This window comes from uncultured Porphyromonas sp. (assembly GCF_905372525.1).
Classification (GTDB): Bacteria; Bacteroidota; Bacteroidia; order Bacteroidales; family Porphyromonadaceae; genus Porphyromonas.
This window is the reverse complement of the sequence record NZ_CAJPPN010000002.1, coordinates 106,946-127,304: the sequence shown is the minus strand read 5'-3', so window position 1 is coordinate 127,304 and position 20,359 is coordinate 106,946. Positions and strand designations below refer to the sequence as shown.

The 20,359-nt window shown below is 52.4% G+C and carries 16 protein-coding genes; 7 read left to right on the top strand and 9 right to left on the bottom strand.

Features of this window, described 5'->3' with window-relative positions; all coding sequences use genetic code 11:
• Positions 1-205: 205 nt before the first annotated feature.
• Entirely contained in the window at positions 206-391 is a 186-nt protein-coding gene (locus tag QZ170_RS01085; protein WP_297175997.1) for a hypothetical protein, read from the top strand.
• A 73-nt stretch (positions 392-464) separates the two neighbouring features.
• Here the strand turns inward: QZ170_RS01085 and QZ170_RS01080 are convergent, their stop codons facing one another.
• From QZ170_RS01080 to QZ170_RS01050, 7 genes are all read right to left on the bottom strand, one after another.
• Entirely contained in the window at positions 465-1,715 is a 1,251-nt protein-coding gene (locus QZ170_RS01080) for an FtsX-like permease family protein (protein WP_297175995.1), read from the bottom strand.
• A 16-nt stretch (positions 1,716-1,731) separates the two neighbouring features.
• Positions 1,732-2,073 carry a 30S ribosome-binding factor RbfA gene (gene rbfA, locus QZ170_RS01075; protein ID WP_297175993.1) on the bottom strand — a complete coding sequence of 114 codons (342 nt, stop codon included), beginning with the start codon at positions 2,071-2,073 and terminating at the stop codon, positions 1,732-1,734.
• Positions 2,074-2,113: 40 nt separating this feature from the next.
• Positions 2,114-4,132, bottom strand: coding sequence for a DNA topoisomerase 3 (locus QZ170_RS01070; RefSeq protein ID WP_297175991.1), 2,019 nt, complete (start codon positions 4,130-4,132; stop codon positions 2,114-2,116).
• A 26-nt stretch (positions 4,133-4,158) separates the two neighbouring features.
• Positions 4,159-5,181, bottom strand: coding sequence for an acyltransferase (locus QZ170_RS01065; protein WP_297175989.1), 1,023 nt, complete (start codon positions 5,179-5,181; stop codon positions 4,159-4,161).
• Between the two features lie 5 nt (positions 5,182-5,186).
• Positions 5,187-6,308: a glycosyltransferase family 4 protein gene (locus QZ170_RS01060; protein ID WP_297175987.1), complete on the bottom strand. Its 1,122-nt coding sequence runs from the start codon at positions 6,306-6,308 to the stop codon at positions 5,187-5,189.
• 71 nt (positions 6,309-6,379) lie between these two features.
• Entirely contained in the window at positions 6,380-7,453 is a 1,074-nt protein-coding gene (locus QZ170_RS01055; RefSeq protein WP_297175985.1) for an acyltransferase, read from the bottom strand.
• 563 nt (positions 7,454-8,016) lie between these two features.
• Positions 8,017-9,228, bottom strand: coding sequence for a C1 family peptidase (locus QZ170_RS01050; protein WP_297175983.1), 1,212 nt, complete (start codon positions 9,226-9,228; stop codon positions 8,017-8,019).
• Positions 9,229-10,626: 1,398 nt separating this feature from the next.
• Here QZ170_RS01050 and tsaD point away from each other — a divergent pair.
• From tsaD to QZ170_RS01020, 6 genes are read left to right on the top strand one after another with little or no spacing between them, the layout of a single operon-like run.
• Positions 10,627-11,652 (top strand): tRNA (adenosine(37)-N6)-threonylcarbamoyltransferase complex transferase subunit TsaD, encoded by a 1,026-nt coding sequence (gene tsaD / locus QZ170_RS01045; protein WP_297175981.1) that lies wholly within the window; start codon positions 10,627-10,629, stop codon positions 11,650-11,652.
• A 3-nt stretch (positions 11,653-11,655) separates the two neighbouring features.
• Positions 11,656-12,141: a CinA family protein gene (locus QZ170_RS01040; protein WP_297175980.1), complete on the top strand. Its 486-nt coding sequence runs from the start codon at positions 11,656-11,658 to the stop codon at positions 12,139-12,141.
• A gap of 24 nt (positions 12,142-12,165) precedes the next feature.
• Positions 12,166-13,614, top strand: coding sequence for a PDZ domain-containing protein (locus QZ170_RS01035; protein ID WP_297175978.1), 1,449 nt, complete (start codon positions 12,166-12,168; stop codon positions 13,612-13,614).
• Positions 13,614-14,483 carry a S1-like domain-containing RNA-binding protein gene (locus QZ170_RS01030; RefSeq protein WP_297175976.1) on the top strand — a complete coding sequence of 290 codons (870 nt, stop codon included), beginning with the start codon at positions 13,614-13,616 and terminating at the stop codon, positions 14,481-14,483. The genes QZ170_RS01035 and QZ170_RS01030 overlap by 1 nt, the downstream gene beginning before the upstream one ends.
• A gap of 7 nt (positions 14,484-14,490) precedes the next feature.
• Positions 14,491-15,486 (top strand): aminodeoxychorismate synthase component I, encoded by a 996-nt coding sequence (locus QZ170_RS01025; protein ID WP_297175974.1) that lies wholly within the window; start codon positions 14,491-14,493, stop codon positions 15,484-15,486.
• On the top strand, positions 15,483-16,094 hold the full coding sequence (locus tag QZ170_RS01020; protein WP_297175973.1) for an aminotransferase class IV: 612 nt from the start codon (positions 15,483-15,485) through the stop codon (positions 16,092-16,094). The genes QZ170_RS01025 and QZ170_RS01020 overlap by 4 nt, the downstream gene beginning before the upstream one ends.
• A gap of 47 nt (positions 16,095-16,141) precedes the next feature.
• Here QZ170_RS01020 and QZ170_RS01015 read toward each other — a convergent pair whose 3' ends face one another.
• Together QZ170_RS01015 and QZ170_RS01010 are read right to left on the bottom strand one after the other, a co-directional pair.
• On the bottom strand, positions 16,142-18,364 hold the full coding sequence (locus QZ170_RS01015; RefSeq protein ID WP_297175970.1) for a beta-N-acetylglucosaminidase domain-containing protein: 2,223 nt from the start codon (positions 18,362-18,364) through the stop codon (positions 16,142-16,144).
• A gap of 30 nt (positions 18,365-18,394) precedes the next feature.
• Positions 18,395-19,582 (bottom strand): AAA family ATPase, encoded by a 1,188-nt coding sequence (locus QZ170_RS01010; RefSeq protein WP_297175969.1) that lies wholly within the window; start codon positions 19,580-19,582, stop codon positions 18,395-18,397.
• Positions 19,583-20,359 lie beyond the last annotated feature (777 nt).

The window sequence follows — 20,359 nt, the reverse complement described above, 5'->3', positions numbered from 1 at the left end:
GTATGTCTATTCCTTGGGGATAATACGTAGGATCTCTAGTGATGGGCTAAGGCTCCCTGGGATATGAAATAATCCCCCGAGGATCCAAAGGCAGGAGTGTGCGAGCGAGATCATGCGTCAGCCCTGTTCTTAGGGGAGACGAGGTGGTGTTTACTCGGTATTTTGCGTACCTTTGCCTCTAAACATGCGAATAGCTATAGACGAAATGAAAACAATAAAAAAGGTTATCCTTGTCCTCATCGTACTCGTGATCGTCGCTGCGCTGGTCTCGCTCCCCTTCCTGAACGAGGCACAACGAATGATCGTCGCTATGGGGGCTGGCCTAGGTGTTCTGAACCTCCTCGGGCTACTCTTCTTCCTCAACAAGAACAGTAAGTCCCCTCAGCGTTAGTGCCTTTGTCCTCTAAAGCAAAGCGCCCCTACTCATAACGAGTAGGGGCGCTTTACTTTGAGTGGAGGAGCTCCTATTCTCTTCGCTTTCGCATCGAGCGGAGGAAGAGCGAGGTCGGGTAGAGTGAGATCAAGTAGGAGATCAGGGTGACAGTCCCAAAGGTCAGCAGCAGATCATCCCAGTGGAGATCTACCGGCAGGGGTTGGATGCCCGAGCCAATACCAGCCGTGATCATACCGAACCGCTCCTGTAGATAGCAGACTAGTATGCCGAGCGAGACTCCAAGGACAGAGCCAAGGAGAGAAATCAAGAGCCCTACACGGCGATAAATAGAGCCAACGAGTGAGGGCTGAGCTCCTAGGGCATAGAGGATACGTGCATCCTCCTGCTTCTCTAGGATAAGCATCATCAGAGAGCTAGCGACATTGAACGCAGCCAGCAGCAGGATGAAGAGTAGGATGAGGAAGGTCATCACCTTCTCCATCCGGATGAGGTAGGAGAGGTCGGGGTGTTGTTCCTCACGGTCTAGTATGCGAAGCTTGTCCCCGAGTCCAGCCTCGAGCTGCTCCTTGATCGTCGCTAAGTCCGCCTTGGGACGAAAGTGCAGGGCTATGGCTGAGACTTCGTTGGAGGTATAGTCTAGCGCCGAGCGTAGAGCCCGTATAGGGGCATAGACGGTATGATCTGTCTCTAGGCTCATCGAGCTGTACTGTCCGACGACGATCGCAGAGAGGGAGGAGAAGGAGGAGCTGGGAGCCATGGGGTTGATGAGTCCGATGCGCTTGGGGAAGAGTAGCTCCACTCGAGGAGCAGAGCCACTATGGGTGGCTCCACTTGGGGAGAGTGTGATCCCAGCTCCGATGTTGATAGGGACGATCGCGGAGTCCTCGGGGAACTGTCCCTCGAGCTTCGTCAGTACCACACCCGAGCTGATCTGCTGTGCCATAGAGTAGACCTTGGGGAAGTAGTAGTCAATCCCAACTACATCCACGACCCACTGCTCCTCCTCGGAGCGGAGGAGCCCCTTACTCTCCAAGAGAAAGGAGTAGTTCTTGACCCCAACCTCCTTGAGTAGCGTCTCGAGCTGGGGATGCTCCGTGAGGTCAATGATCTTGCCACTACGACTACGTATGAGGAGCTCGGCATCAGTCTGCTCCGTCCCCTCGAGGATCATCTCTACATAGCCGTTGTAGACGGATAGGACGCATACTAGCGCCATAGAGACAACGGCGATAGCGAGGGCAGAGACTGCCGTCACATAGTTCACAGCGTGTAGGCGTGATCTACTGAAGAGGTAGCGTAGGGCGATACGGAAGCTTAGCACGAGGGGGATGAGGGGGTTATTCCTTTAGACCAAGGAGACTATCGATACGCTCTAGGTAGTCGAGTGAGTCATCGATGAAGAAGGTGAGCTCGGGGAGCTTACGTAGCTGCTTGCCGACCCGTAGCCCGAGGTCATAGCGTATCGTACGAGCGTTAGCACGGATGGACTCCAGGAGCTCCTCACTCCTCTCGGAGGGGAAGATACTGAGGCGGATACGCGCGATGCTCAGGTCTGGGCTCACGGTGACAGAGGTGACTGTGATTAGGGTGCCAGGTAAGCTCTGCGTCTGCTGTCTGAAGAGGTCGCTGACCTCCTTTTGTATTAGCCGATTGATGCGGCTCATCCTTGTATTATCCATTTCTTTGCCGTTTGTTGGATACAAAGGTAATAAGTCTTCGTTACTTATTCTCAGCTATGTAGCGAAGTAGGTCTTCCGAGGTACTTGTCTCGGGGCATCGCTCGAAGGGGATTCGGTAGGTACACCCAGCCCTATACTCGGAGCATCCAAAGGCTGTCTTTCCACGTAGGAGCTGTCCTTGCCCGCACCTAGGGCAGGTAATACCCATAGGGCAGGCTGGTGGGGTGGGCTGGGGGAGAGGGGCTGGGGCGAGGACGGACTGCGTGAGCTGTAGGAGCATGGCCTTAAGCTCATCGATGAAGGTCGTAGCCTCTAGCTCCTGACGCTCTATTTGACGAAGCTTGTACTCCCATTGTCCCGTGAGAGCTGCACTCTTGAGGAGCTCATAGTTGATGAGTGAGATGAGTTGCTTCCCTGTCTCTGTAGCGTGGAGCTGGTTGCGTTTGACCTTGGCGATGTAGCCCCGTTTGTAGAGGGTCTCGATGATGTTGGCTCGGGTAGAGGGGCGCCCGATACCGTTCTCCTTCATTGCCTCCCGCAGGCTCTCATCCTCGACGAGTCTACCAGCAGTCTCCATTGCCCTCAGGAGTGTCGCCTCGGTATAATACTTGGGCGGCTGGGTCTGCCTCTCCTTGAGCTCGGGAGTGTGGCTACCCGTCTCTCCGACGACAAAGGCTGGGAGGGTGGTCTCGGGACTCTCGGGGCTCTCCTTTTCTCCTTCCTCCTTAGCCTCGGGGGTAGGCTCAGTCGCACCGGCGAAGATGATACGCCAGCCAGGCTCTAGGATTTCCCTCCCAGAGGTCTTGAAGCGTATATGCTCTACTTTGCCCTCGACGCTTGTGGTGCTGATCTTACAGTCTGGGTAGAAGGCGGCGATGAAGTGCCGGGCGATGAGATCATAGACCTGGGCTTCCTCTGTCGAGAGGCCAGAGGCACGCTGTCCTGTAGGGATGATGGCGTGGTGATCGGTGACCTTAGCGTTGTCGAAGACCTTCTTGCTCTTGCGTATGGGGGCTCCACTCAGTAGGGGAGCTACCAGAGTCGGGTAAGGGGTGACAAGGTCTCTGAGGATCGCTGGGATCTTGGGGTAGAGGTCTTCGCTTAAGTAGGTCGTATCGACACGGGGATAGGTGGTGAGCTTCTTCTCATAGAGGCTCTGTATGGTGGCAAGCGTCTTCTCTGCGCTTAGCCCGAACTTCTTGTTGCACGTGACTTGTAGGCTCGTTAGGTCAAAGAGTGCGGGTGGGCTCTCGCGTCCGTCCTTCTTCTTTACTTCCGTGACGACGAAGGGCTTACCAAGTACAGAGACGAGGGCTTCCTCTGCCTTCTTCTTGTCGCTGTACTTGCCTTTGTCTGCGGTGAATACAACCTCCCTATAGCGAGTCTTCAGCTCCCAATAAGGCTCCGATACAAACTGCTCTATGGCCTGCTGTCGCTCGACAACGAGAGCTAGTGTTGGCGTCTGTACTCGGCCGATGGATAGAGGCTGCTTCCTCCCGCTCTGCCCGTAACGGAGGGTGTAGAGGCGAGTGGCATTCATCCCCAGGAGCCAGTCTCCTATAGCTCGGGCCAGCCCTGCAAGGTAGAGGGGGCGATAGTCAGACTCATCATGGAGATTCTGGAACCCCTCGCGGATAGCTTCATCGGTGAGGGAGGAGATCCACAGACGTTTGACGGGGACATGACAGCCTACTTTCTGTAGGACCCATCGCTGGATGAGTTCCCCTTCCTGTCCAGCGTCACCGCAGTTGATGATGAGCTCTGCCTGAGCTACTAGGCGTTCGATGACAGCTAGCTGCCTTTGGTAGTGTTCGCTCTCTATGGCCTTTATCCCGAAGCGCTCGGGGATCATGGGGAGGACAGAGAGGCTCCAAGCCTTCCACTCGGGATGATAGTCGTGGGGTTCCTTGAGGGTGCACAGATGCCCGAAGGTCCAGGTCACAACGTATCCATTGCCTTCGATATAGCCTATGCCACGATCGACGTTCCTATGGGTTGCTCCGAGGATGGTCGCTATATCTCGGGCGACGCTCGGCTTCTCAGCGATGCATACGATCACGGGTAATTTATGTCAGGGGGTAAGGTCTATCTGCGTGTGCTACGCGATAGGAGCTTTGAGATGGGCTGCTCAAAGTACTTATTGACGATGATACTCCCGATGATAGCCACTAAAAAGGTTACAATAAATCTTATAGTCCAGTGATGATCAGGGTACACCCTGCTCAATATTTGCTTAGTGATTAAAATAACCAGATTGTGGATCATATAGAAGCTAAAGCTAATCTCACCAAGGTAGAGGAGAGTCCTATTCTTAAGCCACATAGGACTGTAACCTCGCCTCTCATAGATCGCATAGGAGAGGATTGTTATGCCACTTACTATATAGAAAACTCGACCAGAAATTTCCATCATATTTGGCTTCCCATGGATAATGAATAGCCCTATAGCGGAGAAAGTTAGAGGGAGTAGATCTCTAAAAATAATAGGAGGAAGCTTTACCCGATTAAGTCTCACATAGGTATGATACAAGATTATTCCAAGGACAAAATCTATGAGGCGAGTTGGGGGAAACTTATACCAGTACCACTCTTGGAGTTGTGCGGGGATGAAGTTTGAGAATAAGGATATAAAAAGAGTTAGAGTACAGAAGAATACGATGAGCTTCTTTAGGGAAAGTTTTGCGAGGATAGGATATATCATATAGAAGGAGACAAGTGTAGATAAGTACCATGCCACAGAGTTTCCCTCCATCTCCTTAATCGGGAACCAAGATTGTAGAAGAATCGCATTCCCCATGAGGGGTAAAAGATGGATATCCTTACCTCCCCAAGCCATATAGGCAGCACCAATCCAGATAAAGAGGCATAATATATGTAAAGGCCAAAGCTTGATTAGACGCTTGAATATGAAGTCATACCACCTAAAATTATTCTGGGATACCTTATCTGCATAGCCCAGACTCATCACGAATCCGCTTAATACAAGGAAGAATGAGACCCCTATGGCTCCTCCTTCAGGAAAGAGGGGCTCATAAGTGCCAATCGGAAAATGAAAGCAGAAAATCAGACATGTAAAGATGAAGCGTAGTGATTGCAGGGACTGTAGCATACTCGTTATCTTTTAGCCGTTTCTGTTAGTTCTTTGAATAGCCTAATCCATTGATTCATGATCACCTCAACCGAGAATAATCGTATGGCTCTTTCCCGTGCATTTCGCCCCATAGTTTTTCGGGTATCTTCATCCTCTATTAATCTCACAATCGACTTAGCAAGGCTGATGTGATCACCAACCTGCTCTATGAGGAACCCTGTTTCCCCATCCACTATTATGTCTCGAGGACCGCAAGGACACGCATATGAGACTCCAGGTATACCACACATATGAGACTCTACAAGGATCATTGATAGTCCCTCATGCTTTGAGCTACATGCACAGATAGAGGAGTCCATGTACTCCTTAAGCATATTCTTGGATTCATACTTTTCGATACTATCACCCAGACCTAAAGCATCAATCATATGGTCTAGATTCTCCAATCCCTGTCCACAAAGCTTCAATATCCACTCGGGGTGTAGGCTATGCACGATGACCCAAGCCTCTATGAGGCTTTCGAAGTTTTTCTGTTCACTATATCGCCCAGAGGCGATGACCTTATGAACATCTAAATTTGCAACTTCGGTTGGTTCAAAACTACTAGCATTGGTGATACAAATTGCATTATTTACACCCCATGTTGGCAAGTCTTCATGAGTCAGGGTGACTAGGCGGTCGAACCTCTTCACGATTTGCAGGTCTACCCAATTGTGAAGCTTGCCGAGCAGTCCCTTCCTAGAGAAAATCCATGTATATCTAGCTCCATGAGCCTCTAGGATCTTAGCACTACCATCTTTAATAAAGGGTAACAGATACATGTCCTTACCAAACATAGAAATTGTTATGTCGGGACGGATTTCGGATAGTGTTTTCTTTAGGAGCCTCCAGTGATGACGTAAGAATGTAGGATTTAGTTTAATCTTTTCCCACTTACTTAGTTGGTCAGCTTGAATGTACCTGATATCGAAGTCTATCATCTTGACCCGAGGGTCGATCTCATAGAATGGCTGTCTCCCCAGTTGATCTGTGGTGAGGATATATACTTCATGTCCATGCTCTACCCAGTAGTTCACTTTGTTGGCTAGAACTCTGGTTTGTCCACCTGCATACCAGGTGTTGTTAATGAGATACACTAGTTTCATTGTCTTTATTCTTGGGTTAATTCTTTTACTTTGCTGGATTTATGTTGTTTTTGAGAAAAGAGTTTTTATTTCTAGTCCTTACGTGAAAGTAGTCTTGTGATAGGCTGTTCGAAATACCTATTGATTATAATACTCCCGATGATGGACACCCCCAATGTAATCACTAGACGAGGAACCCAATATAGCTCTGGGTATATCCAGCTAAAGGTCATATTCATAATCCGAATAACTAGATGGTGAATCATATAGAAACTGAAGCTAATTTCACCTAGGTAGATTAACCAAGGTCTGCATAAATAGGCTGGAATGCCATTTTTCTCCCCACTCTTTTGAGCTATTGCAAATACGCAAATGATGGTCATGCTAGGAATGAGGTAGGGGTATGCATGATTCCCTGCCACATCGTATCGGCGAACGAATTGGAATGCAGCAATGAAGAGAATCACAGGAAGAGACTCCATCAGTAGTCGCTTTACAAGATCTTGTTTTTGCCACCAAGATAGGAGTCCATGTTCCTCTACATATAGGAGGAGGCGGTAAGCAAGCATTCCAACAACGCAATCAATAAGTCTAGCTGCAGTGGAAAAATAGAAGAACCAATATCGAAGTGTAAAACCTCTGTGGTCAACTAGGGGTAACTGAGATCCGAAGAGCGCTATAAGAGCCCCATATATAACTAATCCCCCTATAAGCCACTTAGTCCTCAGACGGGAAATTGAAGGGAAGAGCGCATAGAAGAATATTAGGGTAGAAAGACACCATGAGACATCATTACCTTTTGCTTCAACCATAGGAATCCAACCTTGTAGCATGAAGAGATTGCCAAGGATGGGCAGAGGAGCTCTAGTTTCAAGCGTCCCATTAATACTAGTTGCAAGTAACCAGACTGCGAGGCAGAGTATGTGTAGAGGCCACACCCGAATGAGGCGCTTCTTCATGAAGTCCCACCAATTGAAGTTGGATTCCTTCACCCGCTCTGCATAGCCGATACTCATCACAAAACCACTAAGCACGAGGAAGAAGCTTACCCCCATAGGGCCTGCCCCAGGTAGTAGGAATCTGACCTCTTCCCCCAACAGTAGAAAGTGCTGTGCGAAGATGAAGAGGGCGAAGATGAAGCGTAGAGCTTGTAGTGATGATATCATACAGAGGATGTCTTATCTATTCCCTGGCAAAGATACGGTAAAGCAGCGAATATGTGTAGGGGATATGACTGGGCTTCCTTTGGGGGGCTATCCCGCCAGCATTGCTGAGAGGGCGCAATGGTGATTGGTGTCTTTGGAGCATTAGGATCCCAAGGATACTCTATAGATGCTCAGCGCAGAGGCTGCGTGTGGGTCGGCAGAGCTTAGGTGACTCTGGTCTCTATACGACTATGGCAAGGGGGACTCTTATCACAGAAGAAGAGGTACCGCCATAAAGCAAGAATTGGTTGTCTCCCGACAACCAATCCTTTTCGTTAACCTTAAATCTAATACCATGAAAAACACACTGCAAAGATAAGGCAAATAATCAATACAAACCAAATTTTTGTATAAATTATTCCTCTTTCTAGTTTGTTCCTATTGGTATACAGCTATTTATGTTTTCTCGGAGTCTCGAGAACGAGGAAAAAGTATCTCTGAGGTAAATGCCAAAGGGGCTCCTCGGATGATCGAGGAGCCCCTTTGTTCATTGTTTTATTCCCACCAGACTAGGAGGGGGAGAGTTACTTGTTGCTTACCCCAAGCTTCTTGGCGATGTCGTCTGGGAGAGCCTTACGATTGACGATGATGTTCATCGTCTTGCCCTTGACGAAGTTGTAGGAGGCATACCATACCCCCTTGTACTTACCCGTCTCACCCCAGGAATTCTGTACGAGGAAGAACTTACGTCCGATCTGGTTCTTGGCCATGCCGAAGATTACCATGCCGTGGTCATCGGTGAGCTCATAGTTGTCATAGCCCTTCTGACGATACTCCTGCGTGGGGTCGATCTCGGGGACGTCAGGACGATTGACCATCTGTCGGATGTAGTTCTGCTTCTCTCCATAGCTGAGACCTACCCAGCGAGCCTGGTCCGATCCCTTGGTCTCGATCTCCTCGATGTCGGGTAGGACGGCCAGACCATCTCGGGTGAAGCCTTGTTCGCTCACGTCAGAGCCCCAAGCGATGGTGTAGCCCTTGTCGATAGCAGTCTCCATTACACGCATGAACTCGTCAATAGGGATATTGTAGCTCTGCGCCCAGCGCCAGTTGTCCTCGATCTCTAGGGCAAACTTGCTGTAGAAGGGGTGGTGTGTGAAGGAGGTCAGCGAGATATAGTCGTCGGGGTTGATCCCGAGAGCCTGTGCATAGGTCTTAGGCGTATACTTCTTCCCTGCGAAGGTGAACTCCTCAGGTAGCTTGCCTAGGTAGGAGTCGATGATCGAGGTAAAGGCAGGGTACCACGCCGTGGAGAGCTTGCCGTTGGGGTTCTTGATGATGGCATCGAGGAAGGCCTTGAGCCCCGTCTCCATCTCACTGTGTTGGTTCTTGTTCGTCCCATAGTTCAGCCCCATCATGACAGAGCGGGGGACGGCTCCGTAGGTCTTCAATACATAGAGGACGTCGTAGAATGAGCCGCCTTGTGCGAAGTTGAGCTTGCCGTGCATGCGGACGTACTTGCGTCCTTTGTCTCGATAGGAGTGACTGACGACGAACATCTCGGAGAGGTCGAAGTTCCCCTTGCCTATGCGCAGGAGCTCTCCCTCTAGGAAGCTCTGGCCAGAGTATGCCCAACAAGTCCCAGAATTAGCTTGGTTCTTGATCGCACTGATACGCGCGTCCTTCACAGTGGTGAATTGGTTGGTCTCTCCAGCGTCCTTGGGCTGGTTAGGCGTCTGAGCTGAGAGGGTGGAGACCATCCCAGCCACGGCCATGATAGCGATGAGTTTCTTCATTACGCGATGTGTTGTACTTACTGTTATTTAGTTGAACTAGTTCGCATAGCATGTACCTGCACGTAACAGGCAAGCCTCCCAAAGGTAGTCATTTTCCCGATAAGGCCTTCCCTGCCCGCTCGTGGGGGCTTCAGAGGCAGAAGCCTTTGTGCTTAGGCCAAGTAGGTTAAGCTAGGTCTCGGATGCTCAGCCTAGAGACATAAGGAGCTATCTTGTAGTCCTGACCCGATGTAGTGATGGACGATGAGGGGGGGCTGTGCTAGGGGGGCGGGGAAGTGCTCTAGCCTACCTTTATTGCGTTCATGGAGGTCTTATCCCGCTCTTTGTAAGGAGCGGACTAACATGCTCGTCTTGGGTTGGTTGTGTCCTAAGATGGGCTTGGTAGAGTAGGCCAGATGAGGTGTATCCCGAGGGGGGCATATCGAGTATATAATCTACCCGTTGGGGCTCTCGGTAAGAGCGTCCTCGTCACCTTACATAGGTGATGGGTGCGCTCTTACCGAGAGCGCATCTGTCCTCTCGGTATGTTCGTTTTTGCTGCATCGGTATGCTTGATACAGAGGTGATTATACGGGCGGGATTCTCTTTGTTTGCTCCTTGGGATAGAGCCCTTAGCAGGCATACTTGTCCCCTTATGTTTCTTGTGGTACATGGGTACATATATAATGGTATAGTGATGAGAGGTGGAGAACGATAGCGGTGTGTAAAATCTCTGGGGGGAGAAGGCTAGAGGGATCTAGGCAGGGTCGACGCATGATTTCGCTCGCACACTCCTGCCTTTGGATCTTCGGGGATATTATTTCATATCCCTGAGAGCCTTAGCCCATCACTAGAGATCCTACGTATTATCCCCAAGGAATAGACATACAAGCGAGCCCTACAGAGGATATACTTAGAGCGAGATAGTGTACACGCGTGTATACTGTTGTGTACACGTGGGTATACAGTTGTGTACACACGTGTATACTCATCCCTCCTAGGTAGGAGGTATTAGCTTGGTATATCTGGACTAAGACATAGATACTTCTATCTTTTATCTTCGGCGTATACTCCTTGACGTCCTTGCCCTTGCACTATAGTGATTTCATGCGTCAGCCCTGGGGATCTAGGAGAAAAGCAGCGTCAGCCCTATGGCTGTGCTATGGGACAGTGCTTTGAGCGATGAACTGGTGCTCACCTAGAGCCCTCCTATCGGCTAAGGAGGCAGTACGTAACCTGAATAATAGGAGAGTCGGGGGAAGCTCCTACCGCTTGGTATCGGCGGTGAGAGGAGATAGGTAGGGTGAGTACGGAGTCTCTCCCTAGGTAGCCTCGAGAGGATCCCTAAGGCTCTGGACGAGGCTGTGCAGGGACAATTTCGTACTTTTGTCACGTAAGAAGCTGGAAGAAGAAAACAAGATGCATCAATCACCTATCATACTGGGTATCGAGAGCTCCTGCGACGACACCTCTGCGGCTGTCCTCTCAGGGCATACCCTGCTCAGCAACGTCATCGCCTCTCAAGCCGTACACACGGCCTATGGGGGGGTAGTGCCCGAGTTGGCCTCCCGAGCTCATGAGCAGAATATCGTGCCTGTCGTCAGCGAGGCCATCCGGAGGGCTGGTATTACCCTTGGAGATCTGGACGCTATAGCCTTCACACGTGGCCCCGGACTCCTCGGATCACTCCTTGTTGGGACGAACTTTGCCAAGGGGCTAGCTCTCTCCCTTGGGATCCCTATGGTGGAGGTCAATCACCTACACGCACACGTCCTAGCACACTTCATCGAGGAGGAGGGAGAGCCACATGTAGCTCCTCAGTTCCCCTTCCTCTGTCTCCTCGTCTCTGGGGGAAACTCACAGATCATCCTCGTGCGCTCCGCCTCCGATATGCAGATCATTGGTCAGACGATCGATGATGCTGCGGGTGAAGCCTTCGACAAGTGTGCCAAGGTCATGGGACTAGGATATCCCGGAGGGCCTATCGTCAATCGCCTAGCCAATGAGGGTGATCCTAAGGCTTTCTCCTTCAGCAAGCCTCATATCGCAGGCTATGACTATAGCTTCAGTGGGCTGAAGACTTCGTTCCTCTACACCCTGAGGGATGAGCTCGCTAAGAACCCTAACTTCATCGAGGAGCGTAAGGCAGACCTCTGTGCCTCTCTCCAGGCTACGGTTATTGATATTCTGATGAAGAAACTCCGTCAGGCGGCCAAGGACTTAGGTATTGATCAGGTTGCTCTTGCTGGGGGGGTCTCTGCCAACACGGGGCTAAGAGCAGCCTTCGAGGAGCACGCTCAGCGGTATGGCTGGAAGATCTTCATCCCCAAGTTCGCCTACACGACGGACAATGCTGCGATGGTGGCGATGAATGGCTACTTTAGCTACATGGAAGGTCGTCGTACAGGACTTGATGCTGTACCCTTTGCGCGCGTAACAATGTGATCTATGTCACAGGTAGATATCATCACAGAGATCGCCCATAGCCTCCAGCACGAGGCGCTCACTATCGCTACAGCAGAGAGCTGTACCGTCGGGGGTGTGTGTGCCCGCTTGGGTAGTATAGCAGGAGCCTCTACCTACTTACGTGGGGGCATCGTTGCCTATCAGACTCCACTGAAGGTAGAGCTCCTAGGGCTCCCCTCCCAGCTCATCGAGCAGCATGGTGTCGTCAGCGAGGCTGTCGCCCTAGGGATGGCTCGTGGCGCACGGGAGTGTCTACACGCTGATATCGGAGTCGGCACGACCGGGGTAGCAGGGCCTGCAGGAGGTAGCCCAGAGTGTCCCGTGGGGACGATCTGGATCGCAGTCTCTAGGGCTCACCCCGAGGGAGAGCGGATCCGTACAAAGAAGCTACACCTAGACGGGGATCGGGTACACAACATCTCCGAGGCTATAGACGAAGCCCTACAGCTCGTGAGAGAACTCACCTAATAGAACTCTATTCATAGCACATCCATGACAATAGTTAGATACCCTGTACTACGCACCATGAGGATGCTCGGCCTATTCCTCTGCCTGCTTCCCTTGACTCTCTGGGCTCAGATGGAGCCCACATCTACACTCCTCTATCGCTTAGGACTAAGCTATCAGATCAGTAGCGACCCTAGCTGGGGACGGGGATACCCCGTCGTCACGGGGAGCGAACCCTACAGCCCTGCCTATACGGCAGGCCTTCAGGTGGGGGACATCATCCAGCAGATTGATGGTGTGTCTACCCGGGGATTGTCACTGGGCAATGTCCGTAGTCTCCTAGAGCGCCCTACTCGTACCCATCTCCTTACTGTTACTAGTCTCGGTAGAGGGGAGAGACAAGTCGCCCTAACACCAGAAGCAAAGGCACCAGGGGCGATCACTGAGCGAGAGCTAGCCCGAGCCTTTGCGCTCTATAGCCTAGAGGACGAGCAAGCACGTCGCCTCAGCTATCCCTTCGTCTACCATACAGGTGCAGGCTATGACCTCTCTGGCGTGCACACCTTCTCTTTCGCACCCTCTTCTCCAGAGAGCAAGGAGCTGGAGACCGAGCTCTATGCCCAGATCTCTAGGATTCTCGAGGGACGAGGGCTCAAGCGAGATGATGCTCGCCCTGATCTACTCCTAGAGTGCTTCTATGAGCTGCGCCCCGAGGAGGGCTCGATGCGAGATGCCTCAGTCCCTAGGGAGACCAGCCGCTATGACGTGCAGAGTCAGGACTTCGTACGCCTACCCATCTTGCCTCATACGAGTGACTCTAGGGGGAGCTACTCAGTACACCTATCTCTACAAGCGGTGCGCCCCCAGTCGCCCGATAGCCTCCTCTGGAGCTGTCAGTCGCAGGATATGCTTAGTGAGGCGATGACGCTCAAGGACTATGCCCGCTACACGCTACCTATGATGCTCCAGGGCTTCCCCTTCGTCCCCGTCTCGGAGCGCCCGAGCTATCTTATCCGCACCTCGCGCTACTACTATACGGGGATACTCTATGATGCCTCCTCGCTGGATCGGGTGTATGATGTGGAGGATCACTCTCCTGCCTTCAGAGCAGGCTTACGCCGAGGGGATCAGATCCTTCAGATCAATGGTCATCGGCTCACGTCAGTCACCCCACAGGAGCTCTCTAGTCTCTACCGGGGCTTCGTCTCTGAGACCTACCGCTATCGGGATACGAAGCAGGGTACCTTCGTGGATGCCCGAGGAGTGCAAGGACTCAGCCTGTGGCGCAAATCAGAGTACAACACACTACGCAAAGTCTTCACTAAGGATCAACCTGTGACGGCCTTTGCTTACCTCTTCTCTTTCAGACCTTATATTAACGATACCGACCATGCGGTGCTTACCCTTGAGATCAAGCGAGGGGGCGAGACCTATACTCTCTCGCTCACCCCAGAGCTCAGAGATGAGAGCACCATTAGCCTAGATAATAATTGATGATGGACGTTACTCCCCTTACTACCTACCAGCTAGGGCGCGTACAGCAGCTCCCTATCCTCCGTCTCGTCTCCATCGGAGCCTACCTTGATGGGGGCACTCAAGAGATCCTTCTCCCTCTGCGCTATCTACCTAGTGGGGCCCGGGAGGGAGACCTTGTGACGGTCTTTGTATATCACGACAACGAAGGCCGACTTATCGCTACTACCCTCACCCCACTGGCCGAGGTGGGACAGGTAGCCTATCTCCGCTGCTCCTCAGTGACTGATGTAGGGGCCTTCATGGAGTGGGGTATTCATCGTGACCTCTTTGTCCCCTTCAGAGAGCAAACCTCACGCATGCTCGAGGGATATAGTTATGCGGTCTACCTCTATATAGACCAGATTAGCGAGAAGATCGTTGGCTCAGCTAAGCTCTCCAAGCACATAGGTAATACCCTCGCTACATACGAGCCTGGACAAGAGGTGAGCTGTCTCGTCGTAGAGCAGCACGAGCTAGGCTACAGATGTGTGATCGAGCATAAGCACTGGGGATTCATCTATACCGATGATGCCCCACGAATGCTACGCCGTGGAGAGATGCTCCAGGCCTATGTCGTACGTCTGAGGGAGGACAATAGGGTAGACCTCTCCCTCTCCCCCGTAGGCTATGCCAAGATAGAGGGTGAGCAGATGCGTCTGATCCGTCTACTCGAGCGGCAGGAGGGCGGAGTCCTCCCCCTCGGGGATAAGAGCCCAGCGAGTGATATCCTCCTACTGACGGGGATGAGTAAGAAGACCTTCAAGATGACCGTAGGTGCCCTTTATAAAGCACAAGCAATCACCCTAACCCCTACCTCGATTACCCTCGTTAAGGCTAACCCTAAGTAGCCCCTCGATGTCTACCCCATTTACCCCCTCCCCACAGGTAAGGGCTACCCTAGAGGCGATGAATATGGCTTCGTCTCGTGGGGAGCCCTTCTTCTTTATCCTTGACTTTGAACTTAGGGAGGGTGTGTTCGTCCCTTCCCCGCTTGAGCAGAGTGAACTCAAGGTATATTTTGACTTTCCTTCAGCTCATACCCTCCCTCCGGTGGGTATAGAGTCCTCACTGGATCTAGCTTTAGCCCCAGAGGACTACGCTTCGTATCTAGGTAGGTATGAGATTATTCGCAGAGGCTTACTCCGGGGGGATAGCTTCCTTACCAACCTCACCCTGCGCACCCCTATCACTTGTCGGGCAAGCCTAGAGCAGATCTACCTAGCCAGTCGGGCGAGGTATAGAGTGCTCCTACCAGGGCGGTTTGTATCGTTCTCCCCAGAGTGTTTCATCTCGATCCATGAGGGCGAGATCCACACCCATCCGATGAAGGGAACGATAGATGCTAGCCTGCCAGATGCGGCGGAGCGTCTACGTACAGACTATAAGGAGGGCTGCGAGCACAATACTATAGTCGATCTGATGCGCAACGATCTGAATCGCGTGGCGACAGATGTACAGATAGCACGGCTGAAGTACCTCACTCCGCTACATACCTCACGGGGAGACCTACTGCAGATGAGCTCAGAGATACGGGGGCAGATCCAAGCGAAGTACCAAGGTGCCCTCGGAGATCTCCTGCTTGAGCTCCTCCCTGCAGGCTCCATCAGTGGTGCTCCCAAGGAGAAGACCGTAGAGCTTATCCGCCAGGCAGAGGATCGCTCGAGAGGCTTCTATACGGGAGTATGTGGCTACTATGATGGTGTAGACCTAGACACAGCGGTGCTCATTCGCTATATCGAGCAGGATCAGTCAGGGAAGTACTACTACCGATCTGGTGGTGGGGTGACCATCAATAGCCATCCGAAGGACGAGTACGAGGAGTGTATCCAGAAGATTTATATTCCCCGATGACCTTCATTGACACTATCCGATACGAGGATGGAGCCTTCGTGGATCTCCCCCGTCACCTAGCCCGTATCCAGGCTACGGCCTTAGCCCATGGGGGGCAGCTGGATATAGGAGCTGTGGAGCGGAGGCTATACTCTTCGGCACCTATGCCCCAGGGACTGTATCGTGTGACCCTCTATTATAATCCCCTAGAGGTGCTGGAGGTACGGAGTATCCCCTACCAACGGAGGGAGATACAGCGACTCTATCTGTATGAGCTCCCCGAGGACTTCTCTTACAGCTACAAGTACGCAGACCGTAGCTTCTTCCTCCATGCAAGGGCAGAGCTGTCGCCGGAGGAGGAACTGCTCTTTGTTCGCTCCGATGGGAGCCTGACGGAGACCACCTATACCAACGTCCTCCTAGAGCTACCTAATGGAGCCCTCATCACCCCCTCACGCCCCCTCCTGCGAGGGACTCAGCTCAGCCGTCTCCTAGAGCAGGGGATAGCTCAGGAAGTAGAGGGGCTGACAAGTAATGACCTTCGTCGTAGCTACCGGATACACCTCATTAATGCCATGATGCCTCTAGGCGGAGCGATCACGCTCTCCCCTAGGCAAATAATAGACTAGGGGCGAAGGTTGTATGCCTCCGCCCCTAGTACACTAGCCCTAAATTCTTACTCTCTAGGCTGTAGCTCGAGGATATAGTCCTCGGGCTTAATGGTCTTGCGGTAGATGATCTGTAGCTTCCCGTCCTTGAGCCCCCAGATGTATCCTAGAGCCTCCTTGGCATTCTGTAGGGCAAAGTGTCCCTTGTCATTGCGGTGGAGCACAAAGGTGTCTCTGAGACTATCTGCGCTACGAGTGAGCTGGAGCGAGGAGCTGAGTCGCTGCTGATCCTGCGCATTGGTGATGGTATAGTTGCCACTCTCTCGGTCTAGGGAGATACTCCAGACTTGTCGCTGAGGGTTGATGCTGTCAGCCTCAGACACGAGCTGTACTCCCTCGGGGGTATTGGTGAGGTAGGCTCCCTGGACACGTATGTAGTAGGCTCCCGTCTCGATGAGGGGTGCGGGTAGTCTATCCACCTCGTAGGTATAGGCCTTGCGGTAGTTGGAGTAGAGCTGTCGCTTGAGCCAAGCGAGGAAGGGGGCGATGACTTGATCCGCAGGCTTAGGATAGGGTGCGTTGAGGGAGCCTTTGAAGTCACGTGAGCGTATTACCGCCTGCTTCTCCTCGATACTCTGTAGCTCGCTGTAGCTTGCCATGAACTCCTCAGCTCTACCCCCAGATAGCATCTGTTGCATACGAAGGAGGAGCTCTCCCTGCTGAGCCATGTAGCGGTAGACCTCTAGCCAAGGACGTAGCTCCGTCCTCAGAGCTTCGTTCGTCTTGTCTGCTAGCAGGATAGAGGCATCCTCTTCCATGGTACGGAAGCGATCCTGTAGCTTGCTCCATGCGATGCGATCCACGTGCCCCTCGAGTAGACTTTCCTTGAAGCGGGCGATGACGGGGACTACATCTCGGGACTCACCCTCTAGTCGGAAGCGATGTCCGTTGGCTCCGGGGTCGATATTGTCCTGAGCGAAGTGGCGGAAGGCTTCAGTCGAGTGCGGATAGAGCTCCCTCACGGCTCCTTCCCAAGCTCGGTTTGCATCATAAGCCTTCATATTCCACAGATAATCTGCTACGCTGAATATCCCGACTTTGGAGGCCTCAGCATACTCCATTGGGTTGGAGACGAATCCGCTGACCAGCTGATCGATGTCGGGGGCATTACCACGCATGGGACCTAGGAGTAGATGATCCACGGCAAAGTCCGTCACGGGATAGTTGAGCCAGACATAGCCTTTGCGACGGATACGAGCATTGACGTACTCCATCGTCTCTCGGTCGATCATGGTGACGACGGTCTTTCCTGTCCACATGATCTCTATCTTGGGGTTCATCTCTGTGCCGAGGATATCGAGGTAGGCACCCTTGGCCCATGCTTGGTTGTACTGCGTGGGGCATAGGATGAGTGAGCCGATCTTCATCCCCGATCGCTCGAAGTGCTCATAGAGGTAATTGAGGAGCTCTGCCTGATGATGTGCGGACTCGTCGTCAGCGCTGATGTCGTCAAAGAAGACAGCGAAGGAGCGTACTCCTAGACGGTACATATCCTCACACTTGCGGACGACCGCCTCACGATCCTCTTCGGTCCACTTGATGTCTAGCCCGGGGTGAATAGCCCATACGAAGCGTACACCTCTCTGGTGAGCTTGGGTGACGAGCTCCGAGATACGTTGACGCTCCTGCTCGGGGTAGAGCTCTCGCCACTTGTCTCTGTGGTAGGGATCATCCTTGGGGCCATAGATGTAAGTATTGAGCTTGGTGCGCCCATAGAACTTGAATTGCTCGATACGGTCGCTATGGCTATAAGGGTTGCCGTAGAATCCCTCGACGACCCCACGTAGTCCCACACTAGGATAGTCAGTGATCTGACAGTAGGGGAGTCTATTGGCGCTGAGGAGCTGTCTCAGACTCTGTAGACCATAGTAGAGCCCTACGGAGTCCGCACCTACTAGGGTGATTCCTCCAGAGTTCACCTCGAGGTAATAGCCTTCCTGCTGAGCGGGAACCCTAGAGCGGAAGGAGCTCAGTGTGGGATCTGTCTTTAGTCCAAGGCGTAGACGAGCCTTGGCATAGAGTCTCTTGTTCTCTCGGATCTGCCTGAGGGTGAGGGTGTCTAGCCTCTGGCGTAGCTGCCTGAGGGTGGGAGTCATCTCGAGCGATCCTAGACTCTCTGTGACTTGCTGGGGCCGTGGGTATAGCTCGGGGATGAGACTCTGTGCCTCCAGTGTACCTGCGATGAGTATACTCACTAGAGGGAGAGCCCATGATGGGCGTATACGTGTCATGTGATATATATGTAGGTTGGGAAAAAGAAATCAGTAGAGGAAGCCGAAGAGCCATACGGGGATCGTCTTCTCTCGGCAGAGGTCACCTTGCTCTAGTATGTAGTAGCGGTCACTGCGGTAGCGCCCACCGAGCTCTGCCTCGATCTGTACCGGATACTTCCCATCGATCTCAAAGAGGGTGACCGAGGAGCGTGAAGCGAGGCGAAACTCGTGCCCCTTGCTGAGCTGATTGAAGACAAAGGTCCTCAGTAGCTCAGAGCGATCGGGCTCTGTCTCGGAGAGTACCATATGGAGGTTGGGATTGCCGAGGTAGATCATGGCAGGCTTCTTCGTATCCGTCTCATCCACTCTGGAGACAGGGCGTAGTACACGAGCCTCGGAGAGATAGCGGATATAGTTCATCACCGTCGTGCGCGAGGTCTCTATCTCGCTGGCGAGCTGGGAGACATTGAGCATCGCCAAGGGGGGCTGCTGAGCTAGTAGGTAGATGAGCTTGCGGAGCTTGTGTAGGAGGCGCTGCTCGAGCTGCTTGATGAAGAGTAGGTCGACCTCTAGCGTCATGTTGAGCGTCTTCAGTAGGTTCTCCGAGTAGAGCCTCGGCTCGAGGTGGAAGGGATAGTATCCATACTCTAGGTACCTATCCATCCAGAGGTCTGGATGGACGGAGCGTGTGATCTCACTCACGACCTCAGGAGTGTGCTCCATGATCTCCTCGAGGGTGAAGGTCGGTAGGACAATCCCATTGTCTAGGTGTATGAACTCGCGGAGTGAGAAGCCTGCCAGATGGTAGACCGAGGCGATAGTAGCGAGCTCAGAGTCCTCCTCCTCTAGGTTCATCACTGCCGAAGCTGTAAAGACGATCTGTAGAGTGGGGTAGAGGTAGTAGCATTGCTTGAACTCCTCTTGCCAATTGGGATACTTGAAGACCTGGTCTAGTAGGAGTGTCCTGCCTCCACCACGAACGAACTCTCTCGCAAAGTCCACGAGGGTATGCGTCGTGAAGCTAAACTGATTGAGGTTGATGTAGAGACACTCAGGAGAGGTGGGGGCGAAGTGCCTACGGGCGTAGTCTAGCAGGAAGGTCGTCTTGCCCACACCCCGAGATCCCTTGATACCAATGATACGATGGTTCCAGTCAATCTCATCCATTAGCCTGCGCTGCAGACCTGTGCGAGCATGTCTGAGTAGGTAGGTATGTGTACGATGTAGATAGTCCACTTCTCTTCTGTATTTTGTCGATTACTTGTCGCTCTTGTCCTGATCTATCCCGATAGCTTTTTCAGGTCAAGGGGGTATATGTCTGGCAAAAGTAACCCTTTCCCAGCGAATGGCAAGCCTCTTGTCCAGAGAAAGGCTGATGGCCGATACTTTTGGGGGGATAGACGAGGGGAGTCAGATCCTACATCCATCCTGATAGATTAGCTCTTCGATAGACCTAGAGACGAAGTACCCTAATAAAGCTCATTCCGCGAGGGGCATCCCGTGTATATAATTATCCCGATTGGACTCTCGGTAAGAACGTCCTCGTCACCTTACATAGGTGACGAGGACGTTCTTACCGAGAGCGCATCAGCCCTCTCGGTATGTTCGTTTTCCCCCGATAGGGGAGTCTGATATAGAGTGTGTTATATGACGGGCTGACGATCCGACCTATATGATGAGGAAGGGTAGAGTCCATGCGTCTGCCCCCAGAGCCCTTACATATATATTAAGGATACGCGCGCGAGAGAAGGTCATAGTAGCGAGTGGGGGAGGGCGCTGCTTGATATCTCTTGGATAGAGGGGAGCAGAGCCCTTTGGTGCTAGCTCTAGCAACCTCCGAGTGAAGGGGAGCACAGTATCTGTGCCCTTACTAAGGGTTGCCCTCAGAGCTCCCGCCTATCGCTCCCGCTCATGAGAGACTAAGGACAGCGCACCAGTTGGGGTAGGGCAGCTCTCAAGTAGGGGGGAGTAACTGAGAGGCGCCTTCTCTGAAGGCAGGGCTGACGCATGAAA

Coding starts and splice junctions, on each gene's coding strand:
- QZ170_RS01085 (WP_297175997.1), top strand. CDS start 206: ATGAAAACAATAAAAAAGGTTATCCTTGTCCTCATCGTACTCGTGATC.
- rbfA (WP_297175993.1), bottom strand. CDS start 2,073: ATGGATAATACAAGGATGAGCCGCATCAATCGGCTAATACAAAAGGAG.
- QZ170_RS01065 (WP_297175989.1), bottom strand. CDS start 5,181: ATGCTACAGTCCCTGCAATCACTACGCTTCATCTTTACATGTCTGATT.
- QZ170_RS01060 (WP_297175987.1), bottom strand. CDS start 6,308: ATGAAACTAGTGTATCTCATTAACAACACCTGGTATGCAGGTGGACAA.
- QZ170_RS01055 (WP_297175985.1), bottom strand. CDS start 7,453: ATGATATCATCACTACAAGCTCTACGCTTCATCTTCGCCCTCTTCATC.
- QZ170_RS01050 (WP_297175983.1), bottom strand. CDS start 9,228: ATGAAGAAACTCATCGCTATCATGGCCGTGGCTGGGATGGTCTCCACC.
- tsaD (WP_297175981.1), top strand. CDS start 10,627: ATGCATCAATCACCTATCATACTGGGTATCGAGAGCTCCTGCGACGAC.
- QZ170_RS01040 (WP_297175980.1), top strand. CDS start 11,656: ATGTCACAGGTAGATATCATCACAGAGATCGCCCATAGCCTCCAGCAC.
- QZ170_RS01035 (WP_297175978.1), top strand. CDS start 12,166: ATGACAATAGTTAGATACCCTGTACTACGCACCATGAGGATGCTCGGC.
- QZ170_RS01030 (WP_297175976.1), top strand. CDS start 13,614: ATGATGGACGTTACTCCCCTTACTACCTACCAGCTAGGGCGCGTACAG.
- QZ170_RS01025 (WP_297175974.1), top strand. CDS start 14,491: ATGTCTACCCCATTTACCCCCTCCCCACAGGTAAGGGCTACCCTAGAG.
- QZ170_RS01020 (WP_297175973.1), top strand. CDS start 15,483: ATGACCTTCATTGACACTATCCGATACGAGGATGGAGCCTTCGTGGAT.
- QZ170_RS01015 (WP_297175970.1), bottom strand. CDS start 18,364: ATGACACGTATACGCCCATCATGGGCTCTCCCTCTAGTGAGTATACTC.